We start from the raw sequence: 16,713 nt of genomic DNA on the forward strand, positions 1-16,713 counted from the left end.
ATTCTTCTTTCCTGCTGGATGACGTGTCGGCCCGAAAGCGTTGTCGGGTCAGATCAATTCGAGAATGGTCGCATTGGCCATGCCGCCGGCCTCGCACATCGACTGGAGACCGTAGCGAATTCCGTTGTCGCGCATGTGATGTGCCAGGCGAGTCATCAAGATCGCACCTGATCCGCCGAGTGGGTGGCCGACCGCGATAGCGCCGCCGAGCGGATTCACACGATCGATGGCTGCGCCGGTTTCAGCCTGCCAGGCAAGCGGGACGGGGGCGAATGCCTCGTTGATCTCGAAGGCGCCGATGTCGTCGATGGACAATCCGGAGCGGTCCAATGCCTTTGCGGTGGCGGCAATCGGACCGGTGAGCATGATGACCGGGTCGTCGGCTGCGACCACTGCGGTGTGAATACGAACGAGCGGCTTCCACCCGCGTGCCCGGGCGTACTCGCTGGTCGTGACGAGTGTGGCGCCCGCCCCGTCGGAGATCTGAGAAGAGTTGCCGGCGTGGATGGCACCGTCGGTGTCGAAGGCCGGGGGCAACTTCGCGAGCGACTCCACACTTCCGCCTCGCCGAATACCTTCGTCCTGGGACAAGCCCGCGATCGGAGTGATCTGCCCGGTGAATGCCCCTTCATCGGTGGCACGGGCCGCGAGTTCGTGTGAGCGGAGGGAGTATTCGTCCAGAGCTCTTCGTGTGAGTGCCCATTTCCGGGCCATCATCTCGGCGCCGGTCCCCTGGCTGAAACCGTCCACCCCGTAGCGTTCGAGTACCGAAGCCGGAAAATGCTCACCGTTCTTGCTGGCGGTACCCATCGGTACTCGTGACATCGATTCGACGCCTCCGGCTACGACCACGTCGTTCTGACCGGAGATGACGGTGGCCGCAGCAAAGGAAACTGCCTGCTGGCTCGATCCGCAGGCCCGGGTCAGTGTGACGCCGGGAACGCTGTCGGGCCAGCCTGCAGCGAGTGCCGCTGTGCGGGCGATGCTTCCGGCCTGCTCGCCGACCTGACTGACGCAACCCCAGATCACGTCGTCGACCGTCGCCGCGTCGAGTCCGGTCCGTTCAGCGAGCGCACGCAGTACATGGGCGGACAACTCGGCCGGATGGATCTCCGAGAGGGCGCGGCCGCGACGGCCGATCGGTGTACGTACTGCGTCGACGATGACGGCATCTCGCATGTATCTCTCCTGCTGTTCGTGCCCGGTTCTGCGACTGTGCGGTCGGGGCGTGTCTCGAGTCGATCACGAGCGGGTCGACCCGGCAATGTCTTTCGGTGAATGGCTTTGTTAGCGAATGGCTATACGTGGAGTACTCAGCCTCGGATGAGCTTGCGATCGCGCTCGGGATTGGCGAAGACGAGGACCAGAACCGCGGCGATCACTCCGATGACGCCGATTGCCTGGAAGGACTGGGCGTAACCGTCGGCCGGGGTTGCAGCGTTGTCCACGATGACTCCCGTTGCGTAAGGAGCAATCAGGCCACCGATCGACATGATGGCGAGGAAGAATCCCATCGTTCCGGCAGTCTGCTGCGGCGGGCACAGCTCCGAGATCGCAGCGTTGATGAGCGGGAAGGTGATTGCCGAGAACCCGTAGCCGATCGAGACCATGGCTACAGCGACGATGGGAGTGGAGATCTGTGGTAGGAACAGGAGAATCGATCCGCAGATCAGAACGCCGACACAGGGAACGATGACGCGAACCGTACGAGAGGTGAAGCCGCGGCCGATCAACTTGTCCGTGACGGAACCGGAGGTGATCATGAGGACGAGACCGACGATCGAGGGCAGCGCGAACATCGAACCGGCTTGCATCGCACTGTATCCGAGGCCGACCTCGAAGTACGACGGCAACCAGGTGAGAACGACGGTGGTCAGCGCGTAGATGGTCGCGATGAGGAAGCAGCAGCTGACGAAGGTGCGGGAGAGCAGGATCTTGCGCCACGGAACGTTGGGCTCGGTGACCGCCTTCGTGGCTGTCCCGGCTGCCTCGGTTGCTTCTGTATCTGCAGTCTTGGTCGCCTTGACGGCCTTGCTCGTGTACGGGCCCTCGGACCAACCGGCCAGCCAGCAACCCATCCACACGAGACCGAGAACGGAGAGCGAGAGAACCGCTGCGCGCCAGCCGTAATGAACGGCGATGAAGGTCAGTACCGGCGCGAGGGCGATCTTTGCGACAGAGGCGGATCCGGCGAGCATTGCGCCGGGAAGGCCGCGCTTGGCCGGCGGGTGCCACGAGTACGCCGCGGTGTGCATCAGCGCCGAACTGGGGCCTTCGGCAAATCCGAGGAGCATGCGCGAGACGATCAACATCGCGAGGCTGGCGCCGAGAACGAGGGGGAGCATGACCACGGACCAGATTGCGGCCAGGATCAACAGCGCCCAACGCAGGGTCAGGTACTTGTTGAGCGGTCCGGCGAGGAATCCACCGATGCAGAACATCAGGAAGAAGAGCGAGCCGACCATGCCGATTTGCGAAGACTTCAGTCCGAGCTCACGAGCGAGGGGCTGAGCGATGATTCCGAGGACTGCCTTGTCCGCGTAGTTGACGATGTAGAGGAAAACGACGAGCCCGGTCATCGTCCACGCACGCTTGCGGGTACCGAAGACGGGAACTGCTGACGAATCTGGCGTTGCTGTTGCTTCGGGCTGGACGTCGTTACGCTGTGGCGCGATGGGGGTCACGTGGCGTCCCTTCGAGACTGGTGGGCGGATGCGATCGTGCTCGAAGCGCGGCCTCGAAGCGATCGATGGTGGTGTGTTTGCCGGCTGACTCATTCAACGTGTTCTGGATCACTTTGAGCAATGTCGCGTCGATGATCGGAACGATAGCGGTTGCCTATGTATCGCAGGTCAGGCCATATTGGTACGCCCTATCGGACGCATAGCCGATGAGTGTTGGATCGAATGCGGAACATTGAGGCAAGGTGAGATCAGGATCACCCTGTCCCCTTGACCGACTGGAGTTCATACATGCAGCGCACCGTGTTCAACGAGGATCACGAGGCATTCCGGGCAACCGTTCGCGATTTCATCGCGAAGGAAGTAACCCCGGTCCACGAGAAGTGGGAAGAGGACGGTCACCCGCCCCGTGACTTCTACCGACGACTCGGAGAGCTGGGCGTACTCGGAATTCAGGTGCCGGAGGAATACGGCGGAGGCGGCGAGAAGTCGCTCAAGTTCAACGTCGTCGTCGCCGAGGAAGTTGCTGCCGCCGGGGCGTCATTCGGCTCGCAGTCGGTGCATACGAACCTGATCCTGCCCTACCTGCTCGAGTACGCGAACGAAGAACAGAAGAGCCGCTGGTTGCCGGGCTTCGCTTCCGGAGATCTGATGTTCGCGATTGCGATGACCGAACCGGGAACAGGATCGGATCTGGCGAACATCGCGACCACGGCCAAGCTGTCGGAGGACGGTACGCACTACGTGGTCAATGGTTCCAAGACGTTCATCACCGGTGGAGTACTTGCCGACCGCGTCCTGGTGGTGTGCCGTACCGCGCCCAGCACAGCGGAGAACCGGCGCACGGGGTTGTCGATTCTGGTGATCGATACGTCGTCGCCCGGATACTCGGTGGGGCGCAAGATCAACAAGATCGGGCTCAAGACCTCCGACACTGCGGAGCTTTCGTTTGTCGACGTCAAGGTGCCCGTCGAGGACCGACTCGGAGAAGAGGGCGACGGCTTCAGCTATCTGACCCACAACCTGGCTCAGGAGCGGTTGACCATCGCGTTCGGAGCGGCCGCCACTGCCAGTGCAGCGCTTCGCTTTGCCATCGACTACGTCAAGGACCGCAAGGTGTTCGGCAAGCCGGTCGCGGCCTTCCAGAACACCAAATTCGTTCTGGCCGAATGCGCTACCGAGGTTGATGCCATCCAGCTGGTGTCCGACAACGCACTCGAATGTCATGACCGCGGCACTCTGACGATTCCCGACGCAGCGAAGGCGAAACTGTTCTGCACCGAGGCGGCAGGTCGAGTGATCGACAAGTGCCTCCAATTGCACGGCGGGTACGGCTACATCACCGAGTATCCCATCGCGCGTCTTTACGCAGACACGCGTGTCACACGAATCTACGGTGGCACAAGTGAAGTCATGAAGACCATCATCGCGAAGGATCTTGGTCTCTGACGCACTCTCGACATGTTTTCGGCCTCGGAACAAATGTTCCGAGGCCGAAAACATCTTCCGGGTAGGTCAGTTCGCCGGAACCCCGACCACGCCGTCCGCGATCAGCGTCGATGCGTGATCGGCGTTGGTTCCGAGGATGTCGGCGAGCACCGCGATCGAATCGCCGCCGACCTCGGAGGCGGGTCCGGTACCCAGGTGTGCGCCGTCGAACGAGGCAGGATTGGCGGCAGCCAGGTAGCTTCCGATTCGAGGTTGATCGAGTGCGGAGAACATCGGGTTGTTCTCCAGTTCGCCAGATTTCACCACTTCCTCGAAACTGCGGTACCTCTCGAACAGAACCGACGATGTGTCCAGCGCTGCAGCGATCTCGGCGCCGCTGTGTTCCCGGAACCAATGTGAGAACAGAGCAGTGAGTACCTCTCGATGACGGTAGCGATCCGCTTCGGTGGAGAAGTCGGCTCCGAGTGCAGCTTCGACAGCGTCGACAGCCGCCGTGGTGCCGGTGACCGACGCAAGGTCGCGGAAATGGCGGGTAGTGAGTGCAACGATCATGAACCGATCGTTGTCGCTGGAGACGAAATCGATTCCGTACGTGCCGTAGACGGCGTTTCCGCCGGACTCGCGACTGCGACCGTTCACTTGTACTTCGGTGAGGTAACCGAGGGTTCCCGCGGTGGCCAATGCGACGTCTTCGAGTGGGAGCGTGATCCGAGATCCATGTCCGGTCGAGTCACGTTGGCGCACTGCGGCAGTGATCGACAGGGCGGCGTAGAGCCCGCATGCGACGTCCCAGGCGGGCAGTGCGTGGTTGACAACTCCGGCGTAGTCGGCGGGGCCGGTGATCTGTGGAAATCCCAAGGCGGCGTTGACCGTGTAGTCGACTCCGGGGCTGCCGTCGCGGCGTCCGAGGATCTCGAGGGTGATGACGTCGCTACGCAACTGGGCCAGGGAGTCGTGGCTCATCCACTTACGGCCGCCGGCGTTGGTGACCAGGATTCCGCCGCCAGGTCCCGGCGCCGTGACCAGTTGGCGAATCAGTTCTTGGCCGCGTTCGGCGCGCATGTCCACTGACAATGACCGTTTGCCTTTGTTGAGTCCGGTCCAGTAGATGCTCTCGCCCTTGTCTGTGACGGGCCAGCGGTTGTAATCGGAGGCACCTCCGATCGGGTCGATCCGGATCACCTCGGCGCCGAGTTGGGAGAGCGTCAGTCCGCACAGCGGCGCGGCGACAAAGCTCGAGACCTCGACGATGCGAAGCCCGGACAGCGGGCCTGGGCTCTGAGTCATGTGTGGTCCTCCGTGATAGAAGAGTGTGTGCTCATGCCATCAACACGGTGAAACGCCAGTCGAGAACCGGAGTTTGTGTTGCAGAAGCATTGTGGGAGAACACGAGCGAACGCAGTTGCACTGCGGTTCCGTGTTCGAGGGGCGACGAGTTTTCGACGTGCAGTTCGCTCGTGAGGGTATCGCCCTCGTGAACGGGTCCGGTGTGATCGCACGAGTGCCACCCGAGAACCGTCACCACGTTGGGCAGAGCGCGAGTCGCCTGGGCGAGTGCGATCCCGATGGTGTGGCCGCCGTAGACGAGGCGACCGTGGGCGCCGACGCGATCGTCGTGGTGCGTCGCTGCGATGTTCAAGCTCAGCCGGGCAAGTTCGGGTGCGCTGGAGACGACGTCGCCGCTGCTGTGGAAGACGGAGCCCACCAAATCGGAATCGAAGTGCCTGCCGGGTACCCGCTCTCGATACGTGTCGAGGTCCCAACCGTCAGGTGATACGTACGGAGCCGGTTCGGACGGACCGATCGCCCCGAGGTCGTCGGCGTGGCGAGTTCTCGCCTCGATCGGGTCGGGGCTCAGGGGGAGCATGGCGCAGCGGTAGAAGTCGAGGACCGTGTTGCCGTTCTGATCAGCAGACGTCATCCGTAGCGCGGCAAGTCCGGTGGCGCCGCGTCCCGGCTTGGCCGAGTTCTCGCGTAGACCGACAACCTCGGTGCGCGTGTACAGGGTGTCGCCGAGTACCGGGAAACGGTGGAATCGCAGTCCACGGTAGAAGAGGTTCGCCTTGACGTGGTGTGTGACCACGGTTGACTGACCGATGGCGATGTCGGTGACCAGTCCTGGATTCGCCACTGGTGCAACGGAACCCGTGACGCTCGACGACAAGTGTGCGTCGAGAGGCAAGCGCATGCGGTCACCGAGGATCGCCTGATGGGAGGCGGCGAGTCCACTGGTCAACGTCACCGCGGGGGCTTCGTCGAAGATCTGACCATGGGTGAGCTCGTCGAAGTACGGGCCTCCCACGTAGTGCTCGCTCATACGGTGACTCCTTCGGCTCGGGCAAGCGTACGACGCGCTGCCACGGCCACAGCTTCGTCGAGCATCTGGCCGTCGAGTTGGGCGGCACCCGAACCCAGGGTTTCGGCTTCTTCGAGTGCGGTCAGTACCCGTCGGGCGTCATTGACGGCGTCGTCCGAAGGAGTGAATGCGGTAGTGGCCGAGTCGATCTGCGCCGGGTGGATGACCCATTTGCCGTCGAACCCGAGAGCGCTGGTCCAGTGCGCGGCGCGGCGGAAAGCGTCGTCGTCGGTGATGCCGAGAAAGGGCCCGTCGATGGCTGCGACGCCGGCTGCGCGGCAGGCGATCAGGATTCTGTCCTGGACGGCAAGCCAGTGTTCAGGCAGTGCCGAGCGTGAACGGCCGAGCGCTGCACCGAGATCGGCGTATCCGATGATCGCGGCTTGGAGACGAGGAGTCGCGCGGGCGATGGAGTCGGCATTCTGGACGCCGAGCGGAGTTTCGATCAGGGCTTGCAGGGTGGTGTGGTGCCCACCGGCAGTGAAGAGGATGTGCTCGGCCTCGAGTAGTTCGTCGGCGGACTCGACCTTCGGGACGATCACGCTCGTCAGCGATTCTCCGAGGGCGCCACAGGCGATCAGGTCGTCGCGGGCCCATGGTGTGGTCAGGCCGTTGATTCGGACCGAGATGGTGCGCGCCCTACCGAACTCGTGCACCAAGGTGCTCACGAGGGTTCGCGCCAGGTCCTTGTTCGCCGAAGTGACGGCATCTTCGAGGTCGAGAATCACCTCGTCTGCGTTCGAGAAGAGTGCTTTGCGTGCCTTGCGCTCGTCTGAACCCGGCGCGACCAGGGACGCGCGACGTCTGGTGGCGCGGTAGTGGTTCTCGTCCATAGTGTGTCGATTACCTCGATCTGGAAATCAAATGTACGGCCAGTTGTGAAGTGGATGAGCTGCCGTGAACGGCGTTGATGTGCACCGAACTGCCTCGATGCTGGCAGTTGCTGCGTATCGATGTCAAGGCGCGGTATTGACATTGCGCGAACAATATCGAAATATGGCCGTACAAACTTATTTCAAGTCGAGGCGGATTCATGCTCAAGCTCAACGACGAAGAGACATTCCTGATCGAAACCGTGCGCCGGTTCGTCGACCGAGAGGTCAAGCCCACGGTCCAGGAGGTGGAGCACGCGAACGAGTATCCCGAGAAGTGGATCGATCAGATGAAGCAGATCGGGATCTACGGGCTCGCGATTCCCGAGGAGTACGGCGGATCGCCGGTGTCCATGCCCTGTTATGCGCAGGTGACGCAAGAACTGTCGCGCGGATGGATGTCCCTGGCGGGAGCGATGGGCGGGCACACTGTGGTCGCCAAGCTCATCTCGCTGTTCGGTACCGAAGAACAGAAGGTGAAGTACCTGCCGCGAATGGCAACCGGCGAGATCCGGGCAACGATGGCCCTCACCGAGCCCGGCGGAGGTTCCGATCTGCAGGCCATGACAACCAACGCCAAGAGCGACGGCACGGATCTGGTCGTCAACGGCGCCAAGACATGGATCACCAATGCCCGCCGATCCGGCGTGATCGCCTTGCTGTGCAAGACCGATCCAAGCGCAAGCCCTCGTCATGCGGGCATCTCGATCGTTCTCGTCGAGCACGGCGAAGGGCTGACCGTCTCCCGCGACCTCCCGAAGCTCGGATACAAGGGCGTCGAGAGTTGTGAACTGTCCTTCGACAATTACCGCATCTCCGAGTCGGCCATTCTGGGCGGTACTCCCGGAAAGGGTTTCGGGCAGATGATGAAGGGGCTCGAGACCGGCCGTATACAGGTGGCTTGCCGCGCACTGGGCGTCGCCACGGCCGCACTCGAGGATTCACTTGCCTACGCGCAGCAGCGCGAGAGCTTCGGCCAGCCGATCTGGAAGCACCAGTCGATCGGCAATTACCTCGCCGACATGGCAACGAAGCTGACGGCCGCACGGCAGCTGACGTGGCACGCGGCGCAGATGTACGACAGCGGCGAGCGGTGCGACATGGAGGCAGGCATGGCCAAGCTGTACGCCTCCGAGGTGGCGATGGAAATCGCTTTGTCCGCCGTCCGCATCCACGGCGGTTACGGCTACTCGACGGAGTACGACGTCGAGCGGTATTTCCGTGATGCACCACTGATGATCGTCGGGGAGGGAACCAACGAAATTCAGCGCAACGTGATCGTTTCGCAGCTGGTTGCCCGCGGCGGTCTGTGACGGACCGGTGAGCAAGTAGGATCATGTCGCTATGAGCGGTAAGGAAAGAGAGACGGAGCCGGCGTACCAACGCCTCTCTCGTGAGCTTCGTCAGCAGATCTCTGCCGGTACCTACCGCGACGGCATTCAACTGCCCACCGAATCCGAACTGGCGCAGCATCACGGCGTGAGTCGGCAGACGGTCCGCCGAGCCTTTCACGATCTGGTTGCCGAGGGCATCGTGTACCGAGTACCCGGGCGCGGAACGTTCGTGACCGAGAACAGCGGCCGCTATCTCCGTCATCTCGGATCCATCGAAGATCTCATGAACCTTTCGCGGGACACGACGATGGAAGTTGTGTCACCGCTGCAACGGCGCGTGGACATCGAGGCGGCCAGTCGGCTTCGGCTCGACACCGACGTCGTGTACACCGTGGTCTTCCGGCGGATACACGAGGGAGTTCCGTTCGTGCAGACGACGGCGCATCTGCCGGAGGCGATCGCGCGGCAGATCATCGACCTGCCCGCCATGGCGGCCGGTGCGGTGAGCGCCAATACGGTGATCGGCTTGCTGGAACCGCTGATCGACAGTCCGATTGTCGAAGCAGCACAATCGATCACGGTGTCCCCGGCCACGGCGGACGTTGCCAGGGACGTCGATTGCGAAATCGGCCACGCCATGTTGCGGGTGGACCGTTTGTACTCCAACGCGCAGGGCGTTGCCAACGAGTTGTCGGTGAGCTATTTCTTGCCGGAGCAGTACACGTATCGGGTCACGCTGCGCCGCGGCGCACATTGACGCTGCGCCGCGGCGCACATTAGCGCTGCACTTTTCTTTGCTGTTCAACACCTTTCAGGAGAGAACTATGCGAATTTTCAACGGAATCGACGAAGTAGAGACGGCTGTCGGTGAGCACTTGGGCTACAGTGCGTGGTTCCCGGTCACACAGGATCGGATCGACAAGTTCGCCGACGCCACCGAGGATCACCAGTGGATTCACGTGGATCCCGAGCGCGCAGCGCAGGGTCCGTACGGCGGCACCATCGCCCACGGCTATCTGACTCTCTCGTTGTTGCCGGTGCTCGGCGCTCAGGTGATGCGTGTCGACGGAATCTCCATGACCGTGAACTACGGAAGCAACAAGGTGCGATTCCCCGAACCGGTCAAGGTCGGTTCTTCGGTGCGGGCAGGTGCGGAGATTCTTTCCTTCGAGCGCACCGCGAAGGGCGCGACGATAGTCGTGCGGTACACGATCGAAATCGAAGGAGCGGGTAAACCTGCGCTGGTAGCGGATACCGTGCGCCTGTTGGTCTCCTGAACCCTTTTCCATTCTTCCAGAACGAGATTCGAGGTCAGTTGTGAAACGAGCAGCATTGGTCGCGCCGGTCAGAACCGCGGTGGGCCGTTTCGGAGGGGCACTTCGTGACGTGCCTGCGGAAAGTCTGGCTGCCACCGTCGTCAAGGAGACCGTGCGTCGTAGCGGAATCGATCCGTCCCGCATCGACGACGTCGCGATGGGGCAGTCGTATGCCAATTCGGAGGCACCGTGCATCGGAAGGTGGGCGGCGCTCGAGGCCGGGTTGCCGATTTCGGTAGCCGGCTTCCAGACGGATCGCCGATGCGGAACGGGTCTGCAGGCCATCGTTACCGCAGCCATGATGGTCCAGACGGGTGCGGCCGACGTGGTTCTCGCGGGCGGCGTCGAATCGATGAGCGGGATCGAGCACTACACCACCGGGGCGCGGTGGGGCACCAGATCCGGTGGGCTGCAACTGTTCGACCGCCTCGATCGTGGCCGCGAGCGCTCGCAACCCGAGTGGCGATTCGGTCGGATCAGCGGAATGATCGAAACGGCCGAGAACGTCGCGACACGCTGCGGGATCACGCGGGAAGAGTCGGACGCCTTCGCCGTCGACAGTCACCGAAAGGCAACACTGGCAAGAGAATCCGGCCGATTCGATGCCGAAATCGTCGCCGTCGAACAGACGGATAGAAAAGGGAACGTCACACAGTTTCGTGCTGACGAGGGGATCCGTCCGGATACCTCACTCGAAACCCTGGCACGGCTGCGTGCGGTGACCGAGGGAGGCGTCGTGACCGCCGGTAACGCCAGCCAACAGAATGACGCTGCGGCAGCGATGTTGGTGGTCGCCGAGGATCGTCTGGACGAGCTGGGGCTGGAACCCATCGGGTTCCTCGACAGCTGGGCCGCGGCCGGTTGTGAACCGGCGCTGATGGGCCTCGGGCCGGTTGCCGCCGTCTCGAAACTGTTTGCTCGCACCGGGGCAGGCTTTGCCGATTTCGATCTGGTCGAGCTGAACGAGGCGTTTGCGTGCCAGGTTCTCGGCGTCGTGAAGGAATGGGGATTCGAGGACCTCGATCGCCTGAACGTCAACGGTTCCGGCATCTCGCTCGGGCATCCTGTGGGAGCGACGGGCGCGCGTATGGCAACAACCGCGCTTCACGAACTCGGCCGACGCGGCGGCGGAAAAGCGCTGTTGACCATGTGTATCGGCGGTGGCCAGGGTATGGCGGCCGTGGTGGAGTCTGCCTGACGAGGTTCGCTTCTGGGTACACTTGCGGCGGGGGATCGGAAGTTCTACGGAGGCAGTCGGTTGACGAATGCAGGCGCAGCAGACACCAGTGGCGCGCTGAGCGTCGAGGATGTTCGTCGCGCCAGGGCCGCACTCGAGGGGCTCGATGTCACCAGTTGGTCCGGTCGCTTCGAGCTTCTCTCCGACACCAACCGTCTGCGTCTGTTGCTCTGCCTTCATCACGCACCGGGTATCTGCGTCACGGATCTGTCCGTGGCACTGGGGATGAGCGGCACAGCCGTCTCACATGCGCTGCGGCTACTGCGTAGCCAGGGGTGGGTGAGCGCGACCCGCGACGGCCGATCGATGCGATACCAACTGGCGGACGACACCGTTCACCAGCTGCTGCATTCGATCGGCGCCACACATTTTCACGACGAGACACCCACCCCCGGGCACACGCACAGCTGAGCGCTACTCAAGGAGTCGCGAAGAACTTCTCGACGGCCGGCGCAGCGTTCGGGTTTCCGTTGGTGATTCCTGCGCCGACTCCGGCAACCGTGCCGATGACTCCACCGACGATGCAGCCGGCGATGAAGTTCGGGAAGATCGACAGGCAGCCGATTCCGACGCCGAGGTTAGCTCCGATCAGGGTCGATTGCAGACCACCGTTGTTCCAGCCGATATTGACCTCGTTGGCCATCGTGTCGAACGCGGCCTGCTTCGGATCGTTACCGGGGAAGAGCATCAACGCCGCCTGGCTGTTCGACTCTGCGGTCGGTGTCAGTAGGGGTTGGGACGGATCGAAGCCCGCATTCGGGGGCGCTGCGACCGCGGTGCCGGCTCCAGCGCCGACTGCGGCGACGACGAGAACGGACATGGTGAGAGTTCGGGACAGTTTCATGGGGACGGCCAATCTGTCTGTGTGGAACCAGTCGTGAATGGTGGCGGTGCAGTTCGTTAACCAGAACTCCACCGTCTGGATCGATCGTGCGGACCTCCTCGGGCACAACGGGACCCGTCGTCTCCGCGCGACGGGCCGTGTTTGGTGGCTACCCGACTCCGAGTGCCCTGAAACCGCCTAGTCTCATTCGTTTTTCGATAACCGCGCACGCAATTCTTCGACCTCGGCAGTAAGCCGATCTACCTCGGCTTGCAGGGGTTGGCGTGCCAGAGCGAGGGATTCGTCCATGCGCTCCTTGTCGAAGCGTGGCGTGATGTTTCGACTGCAGTTCCAGTCGAACGCTTCGACGTCGATGACGATGGAACGCTGGGCTTTTGCCGTCATGGTGCCGCCGGGGACTTGCAAGAGCTGTTGCAGTAGTGCAGGGTCCTCGTCCGCTTCGATCACCTGCGCGCGCCCGTAGATCTTCAATCTCGTTCGCGTCGGGTAATCGATGACGAACAGCGAGATGCGATTGTTCTCTTCCAGATTGCCGAGCGTCACGAATTGCTGATTGCCGGGGAGATCGGCGAATCCGATTCGATTCGGGCCCAACACATGCAGGAATCCGCGCGGGCCGCCGCGATGTTGGACGTACGGCCAACCGTCGGGCGTCACCGTGGACATGAAGAAGGAATCCACGGATTTCACGAATCCCTGCGCGCGGAAATCGAATTCCATCGGGCCTTCGTCGGGCTGATCGAGTTTCGAACCGTACACGGTGAAACTTCCGGTCGACCGCTGACGCTCCACCGCAGCGGGGGAGAAGGCGATGTGTGCGTATCGGGTCGACATTTTCCAACTCCTGATGCTCAGTGCCAACGGTGGTCGGCAACGGCAGTTCGCGGACCGAACTTGGGTTTGACGGCTTGCCCGCTGACCTGCAGGAGCCTCACGGCGCGGTATCGATGCGGTTGAAGGGGAGCGAGGTACTGCACCATCTCGGCGTCGTCGATCGGTTCACCCAGCAGTGACCACCCGACGACGGCAGCGAGGTGGTAGTCGCCGACCGAGAGTGCATCTGAATCGCCGAATGCACGCTGAGCCACTTCGGCGGCAGTCCAGATCCCGACGCCGGGTACCGCTCGCAACCGTTTGGTCGCCTCGGTCCTGGGGAACGCGGATGCCTGCTCGAGGCGGTCGGCGACGCGAGCGCACTGAACGATCGTCTTGGACCTCGCTGGATCGACGTTCGCGCGATGGAATTCCCATGACGGCATTCGACGCCATTGGTCCGCGGTGAGTGGAACCCGCATTCCGTCGGGCGCGGGGCCGGGTGGGCGCTCCCCGAACTTGGTCAGCAGGCGGCGCCACGCGGCGAATGCGTCGATGCCGTGGACTCGTTGCTCGAGGATCGCGGGAACGAGAGCTTCCATGACGCGGCCGGTGCGGCCGATGCGCAGATGAGGGAAGCGTCGATGAGCTTCGGCGAGCTTGGGATGTTCGGGGGCAAAATCTTCGGCTTCGTCGTCGAGACCGAGCAGCGCTTCGGCGCCGTTCAGGAATTCCGTGGCGCCGGGACCCCAGGCCTGTACCCGGACCGTATGGCGATCCGACTGGGTGATGCGGTAGGTCACAGGACCCGAAAGTTGGCGGGAAACTCGCCAGATCGCTCCGTCGGCTGACCGTCGATGTGCGGGGTCGCCGGGTCCGCGCTGATGCGGGCTGAGCGTCAGCGCGGCATCGAGTGGTCGCTGAGAAGTCACCGTGACTTCGTCGACCGGAGATAGCGGCGTCATCGAGGTCAGCGTATCGCCACCGTCCATCCTCCGTTAAGGCGTGTGTCGGTGGCGCAACGTATTGTCCGAGCCATGATCATCGTGAGCACCGACGGATCCTGTCTGCGAAACCCCGGTGGGGCTATCGGCTGGGCGTGGGTCAATCACGAGGGTCCGAGCATGTCCGGCGGAGAAGCGTCCGGTACCAATCAGATTGCCGAGTTGCGTGCGCTCTTCGAGGCCGTCGTCGCCCATCCCGGTGCTGATCCTCTGCTCATCGAATCCGACTCGCAGTACGCCATCAAGTGCGCGTCGGAATGGCTGCCGAGTTGGAAGCGCAAGGGCTGGAAGACCGCGAGCGGCGGGGCGGTCAAGAACCTCGAACTGGTGCAGAGTATCGATCGAGCCATCACCGATCGTGTCGGACCGGTGCGATTTCGCTGGGTGCGCGGGCACGTCGGCAACCACTACAACGAAATGGCAGACAAGCTGGCCGGCGAAGCCGCACGCGCCATCGTCTCGGGGGACATCGCATCGGTGCCGCTTGCTGCCCCGGTGAAGAAGGAACCGACCGCCGTGAACTCCCCCTACAAGGAGAAGTCCACGACGGCCGAAGAACCGGCAGATTTGTTCACACTTTTCTGAGCGGTTCAGAACCCGTCGGCAACCTGAACCAGCGCCCGGCCGGTGTACTTGCCTTCGCGGACCTGATCGATCACCGAGACGACGTCGCGGACGGCAACGAGGTTCGTGATCTCCTTCAGATGACGTGGCGCCAAGTCTGAGCCCAGCCGGGTCCACAGCGCGCGACGGGGCTCGATCGGCATCAATACCGAGTCCATGCCCAGCAGTGAGACTCCGCGGAGAATGAACGGCAGCACGGTCGTAGGCAGCGCGGCGCCACCGGTCAATCCGCTGGCGGCCACAACACCGCCGTAGTTGATCGTGCTCAGAACGTGAGCGAGGGTCTTTCCACCGACGCAGTCGACGGCCGCCGCCCACTGAGATTTTCCGAGCGGGCGAGGCTTGGCGTCGGGATCCTCGGGAAGCCGGCCGATCACCGAAGACGCACCGAGTGACGTCAGAAGGTCTGCCGCGCCGGGCTTACCGCTGGAGGCGACCACGTCGAAGCCTGCGCTTGCCAGAAGGTCGACGCTGACGGTGCCGACGCCGCCGCTCGCGCCAGTCACCAGGACGGGACCGTCGGCGGGCTTCACTCCGCTGGCCAGAATGGCTTGGACACTCATGGCTGCGGTGAATCCTGCCGTGCCGATCGCGGCAGCGTCGGCGGTGGAAATGCCGTCGAGCTTCACGACCCACTCGGCAGGCAAACGGGCGATCTCGGCGTAGCCGCCGTTGCGGGCGGTCCCGATCTCGTAGCCATGTGCGACGACCTTGTCTCCCGGGGCGAATGCGTCGGACTCGGAGGCAATGACCTCGCCGGCGACGTCGATGCCGGGGACGATCGGGTACTCGCGAACCACCCCGCCTTTCGGCGTGACCGCGAGCGCGTCCTTGTAGTTGACGCTCGAATACTCGACGCGAATGGTGACCTCACCTGCCGGGAGGAAGGATTCGTCGACGGTTTCGGGGGCGAAGTCGATGGTGCCGTCGCTGTCGCGGGCGACCCAGGCGTTGAAAGTAGTCATGGGTCGAACATAAAGGCCTTCGGCCCTGTGCGCCTTTTTGGTAGTGCGAACTACCCGAAAGGCGCACAGGGGCGGAGCCCCTAGATCAAGCTGCCCTCATGCACCGCTCGATCGAACGCCGGTAGCGGGCCACCGGCGCGCAGGGTAGTTGCCAATGCAGGATCGGCGAGATGGAGACGGCCGATCGCGATCAGATCGAACTCTCCGCTGCCGATGCGCTCCTCGAGCTGTGGGATGTTGTCGACTACAGGTGCGACGCCTTCGATGCGGCTGTCCCGCAGCGACTTTCCGATACCGACGCTGCCGACGGCCATCGTGACGGCGCCGGTCAGCTTCTTCGCCCAACCCGCCAACGAGAGATCGCTGCCTTCGAAGGCCGGCACGTCGAAACGCCTGATGCTGGCGTCGAGAACGTCGACTCCGGCGTCGACCAGCGCGCCCAGGATGACGCCCAACTCTTCGGGGGTTTCCGCGATCTTCGCGGTGAAATCCTGCTGCTTGTGCTGTGAGAAACGGTAGATGATCGGCAGATCCGGTCCGATGGCTGCGCGGATCGCGGCGACGACGGCGGCCGGGAACCTGGTACGACGCTCCAGGTCGCCTCCCCACGCGTCGTCGCGCTGGTTGGTGCCCTCCCAGAAGAAGGAATCGAGGAGGTAGCCGTGACCGCCGTGGATCGCGATGCCGTCGAAGCCGAGTTCGACGGCGTGCTTCGCGCTACGGACGTACGCGTCGATGACGTCCTGGATGTCCTGCTCGGTCATCGCTTCGGTGCTCGCCTGTGCGCGTTCGACGTAGGCAGCGGAGTACGAGGTGACGCCGAGCGGGCCCCATTCGCCAGAGGGGCGCATCGGCTTGAGTGAGGGGTCCATCTGCGTCATCGCGCCCCACAAAGGTCCGACGTGCCAGAGCTGAGGCACGATCTTGCCGCCCGCAGCGTGCACGTCGTCGACTACCTTCCGCCATCCGGCCTGAGCAGCGGGAGTGTGGAGGTTGGGGACGTTGGCGTGGTCGACAGCAGTCTCGTGATCGATCGCGACGCCTTCGGTGACGATCAGTCCGGTGCCGCCCTCAGCTCGTCGGCGGTAGTACTCGGCGACGTCCCGGCCGGGCACGCCCTCGATGGAGTACGTGCGCGTCATCGGCGACATGACTATGCGGTTGGACAATTCGAGCGAACGGATACGGAGCGGTTGGAACAGCGGGTTGGTCACTTCG

17 protein-coding genes are annotated in these 16,713 nt (G+C 63.1%); 7 read left to right on the forward strand and 10 right to left on the reverse strand.

The annotated features are described in order from the left end of the window. Window positions 1-48: 48 nt before the first annotated feature. Together ABH939_RS00895 and ABH939_RS00900 are read right to left on the reverse strand one after the other, a co-directional pair. Window positions 49-1,179, reverse strand: coding sequence for a thiolase family protein (locus tag ABH939_RS00895; protein WP_054781713.1), 1,131 nt, complete (start codon window positions 1,177-1,179; stop codon window positions 49-51). Window positions 1,180-1,313: 134 nt separating this feature from the next. Beyond that, a complete protein-coding gene (locus ABH939_RS00900; RefSeq protein ID WP_174519483.1) occupies window positions 1,314-2,777 on the reverse strand; it encodes an MFS transporter in 1,464 nt (487 codons plus the stop codon). A gap of 195 nt (window positions 2,778-2,972) precedes the next feature. Between ABH939_RS00900 and ABH939_RS00905 the strand changes: the two genes are divergently transcribed. Further along, window positions 2,973-4,130, forward strand: a complete 1,158-nt coding sequence (locus tag ABH939_RS00905; protein WP_003940617.1) for an acyl-CoA dehydrogenase family protein — start codon at window positions 2,973-2,975, stop codon at window positions 4,128-4,130. A 66-nt stretch (window positions 4,131-4,196) separates the two neighbouring features. Here ABH939_RS00905 and ABH939_RS00910 read toward each other — a convergent pair whose 3' ends face one another. Genes ABH939_RS00910 through ABH939_RS00920 form a run of 3 tightly spaced genes read right to left on the reverse strand, consistent with a single transcriptional unit; the run spans window position 4,197 to window position 7,319 of the window. Next, window positions 4,197-5,417 carry a CoA transferase gene (locus ABH939_RS00910; RefSeq protein ID WP_058037638.1) on the reverse strand — a complete coding sequence of 407 codons (1,221 nt, stop codon included), beginning with the start codon at window positions 5,415-5,417 and terminating at the stop codon, window positions 4,197-4,199. Between the two features lie 31 nt (window positions 5,418-5,448). Continuing rightward, window positions 5,449-6,447 carry a MaoC family dehydratase gene (locus ABH939_RS00915; protein WP_042923986.1) on the reverse strand — a complete coding sequence of 333 codons (999 nt, stop codon included), beginning with the start codon at window positions 6,445-6,447 and terminating at the stop codon, window positions 5,449-5,451. After that, window positions 6,444-7,319: a CoA ester lyase gene (locus ABH939_RS00920; protein WP_030537187.1), complete on the reverse strand. Its 876-nt coding sequence runs from the start codon at window positions 7,317-7,319 to the stop codon at window positions 6,444-6,446. The genes ABH939_RS00915 and ABH939_RS00920 overlap by 4 nt, the downstream gene beginning before the upstream one ends. 200 nt (window positions 7,320-7,519) lie before the next feature. Here ABH939_RS00920 and ABH939_RS00925 point away from each other — a divergent pair, with 200 nt between their 5' ends. The 5 genes from ABH939_RS00925 (at window position 7,520) to ABH939_RS00945 (ending at window position 11,656) form a co-directional block, all read left to right on the forward strand. After that, a complete protein-coding gene (locus ABH939_RS00925) occupies window positions 7,520-8,671 on the forward strand; it encodes an acyl-CoA dehydrogenase family protein (RefSeq protein ID WP_003940468.1) in 1,152 nt (383 codons plus the stop codon). A 31-nt stretch (window positions 8,672-8,702) separates the two neighbouring features. Then, entirely contained in the window at window positions 8,703-9,449 is a 747-nt protein-coding gene (locus tag ABH939_RS00930) for a GntR family transcriptional regulator (protein WP_003940169.1), read from the forward strand. 67 nt (window positions 9,450-9,516) lie between these two features. Then, window positions 9,517-9,969, forward strand: coding sequence for a MaoC family dehydratase (locus tag ABH939_RS00935; RefSeq protein WP_003940415.1), 453 nt, complete (start codon window positions 9,517-9,519; stop codon window positions 9,967-9,969). 40 nt (window positions 9,970-10,009) lie between these two features. Continuing rightward, window positions 10,010-11,206: an acetyl-CoA C-acetyltransferase gene (locus ABH939_RS00940; protein ID WP_007729476.1), complete on the forward strand. Its 1,197-nt coding sequence runs from the start codon at window positions 10,010-10,012 to the stop codon at window positions 11,204-11,206. Between the two features lie 60 nt (window positions 11,207-11,266). Beyond that, complete coding sequence (locus ABH939_RS00945; RefSeq protein ID WP_003940184.1) at window positions 11,267-11,656, forward strand: metalloregulator ArsR/SmtB family transcription factor; 390 nt, start codon at window positions 11,267-11,269, stop codon at window positions 11,654-11,656. Between the two features lie 7 nt (window positions 11,657-11,663). On the opposite strand, the gene ABH939_RS00950 is transcribed toward ABH939_RS00945, so the two are convergent. The 3 genes from ABH939_RS00950 to ABH939_RS00960 all read right to left on the reverse strand — a co-directional run bounded on the left by ABH939_RS00950 (window position 11,664) and on the right by ABH939_RS00960 (window position 13,894). Then, the gene (locus ABH939_RS00950) at window positions 11,664-12,161 is read right to left on the reverse strand and encodes a hypothetical protein (RefSeq protein ID WP_003940625.1); all 498 of its coding nucleotides are present in this window, start codon (window positions 12,159-12,161) and stop codon (window positions 11,664-11,666) included. A gap of 111 nt (window positions 12,162-12,272) precedes the next feature. Further along, window positions 12,273-12,923, reverse strand: a complete 651-nt coding sequence (locus ABH939_RS00955) for a pyridoxamine 5'-phosphate oxidase family protein (protein ID WP_003940212.1) — start codon at window positions 12,921-12,923, stop codon at window positions 12,273-12,275. 17 nt (window positions 12,924-12,940) lie between these two features. Next, entirely contained in the window at window positions 12,941-13,894 is a 954-nt protein-coding gene (locus ABH939_RS00960) for a DNA-3-methyladenine glycosylase (RefSeq protein WP_125052036.1), read from the reverse strand. Window positions 13,895-13,939: 45 nt separating this feature from the next. Between ABH939_RS00960 and ABH939_RS00965 the strand changes: the two genes are divergently transcribed. Beyond that, window positions 13,940-14,491, forward strand: coding sequence for a ribonuclease H (locus ABH939_RS00965; RefSeq protein ID WP_007729467.1), 552 nt, complete (start codon window positions 13,940-13,942; stop codon window positions 14,489-14,491). Window positions 14,492-14,496: 5 nt separating this feature from the next. On the opposite strand, the gene ABH939_RS00970 is transcribed toward ABH939_RS00965, so the two are convergent. After that, window positions 14,497-15,495, reverse strand: a complete 999-nt coding sequence (locus ABH939_RS00970; protein ID WP_064074261.1) for an MDR family oxidoreductase — start codon at window positions 15,493-15,495, stop codon at window positions 14,497-14,499. 80 nt (window positions 15,496-15,575) lie between these two features. Further along, window positions 15,576-16,709 carry a 12-oxophytodienoate reductase gene (locus ABH939_RS00975; RefSeq protein ID WP_050654615.1) on the reverse strand — a complete coding sequence of 378 codons (1,134 nt, stop codon included), beginning with the start codon at window positions 16,707-16,709 and terminating at the stop codon, window positions 15,576-15,578. Window positions 16,710-16,713 lie beyond the last annotated feature (4 nt).

Source organism: Rhodococcus sp. 27YEA6 (assembly GCF_044908235.1).
GTDB lineage: Bacteria > Actinomycetota > Actinomycetes > Mycobacteriales > Mycobacteriaceae > Rhodococcus_F > Rhodococcus_F qingshengii.

Bases quoted from the DNA above. Each gene is read 5' to 3' on its own strand.
- ABH939_RS00895 (WP_054781713.1), bottom strand. From the start codon at position 1,179: ATGCGAGATGCCGTCATCGTCGACGCAGTACGTACACCGATCGGCCGT.
- ABH939_RS00900 (WP_174519483.1), bottom strand. From the start codon at position 2,777: ATGAGTCAGCCGGCAAACACACCACCATCGATCGCTTCGAGGCCGCGC.
- ABH939_RS00905 (WP_003940617.1), top strand. From the start codon at position 2,973: ATGCAGCGCACCGTGTTCAACGAGGATCACGAGGCATTCCGGGCAACC.
- ABH939_RS00910 (WP_058037638.1), bottom strand. From the start codon at position 5,417: ATGACTCAGAGCCCAGGCCCGCTGTCCGGGCTTCGCATCGTCGAGGTC.
- ABH939_RS00915 (WP_042923986.1), bottom strand. From the start codon at position 6,447: ATGAGCGAGCACTACGTGGGAGGCCCGTACTTCGACGAGCTCACCCAT.
- ABH939_RS00920 (WP_030537187.1), bottom strand. From the start codon at position 7,319: ATGGACGAGAACCACTACCGCGCCACCAGACGTCGCGCGTCCCTGGTC.
- ABH939_RS00925 (WP_003940468.1), top strand. From the start codon at position 7,520: ATGCTCAAGCTCAACGACGAAGAGACATTCCTGATCGAAACCGTGCGC.
- ABH939_RS00930 (WP_003940169.1), top strand. From the start codon at position 8,703: ATGAGCGGTAAGGAAAGAGAGACGGAGCCGGCGTACCAACGCCTCTCT.
- ABH939_RS00935 (WP_003940415.1), top strand. From the start codon at position 9,517: ATGCGAATTTTCAACGGAATCGACGAAGTAGAGACGGCTGTCGGTGAG.
- ABH939_RS00955 (WP_003940212.1), bottom strand. From the start codon at position 12,923: ATGTCGACCCGATACGCACACATCGCCTTCTCCCCCGCTGCGGTGGAG.
- ABH939_RS00960 (WP_125052036.1), bottom strand. From the start codon at position 13,894: ATGGACGGTGGCGATACGCTGACCTCGATGACGCCGCTATCTCCGGTC.
- ABH939_RS00965 (WP_007729467.1), top strand. From the start codon at position 13,940: ATGATCATCGTGAGCACCGACGGATCCTGTCTGCGAAACCCCGGTGGG.
- ABH939_RS00970 (WP_064074261.1), bottom strand. From the start codon at position 15,495: ATGACTACTTTCAACGCCTGGGTCGCCCGCGACAGCGACGGCACCATC.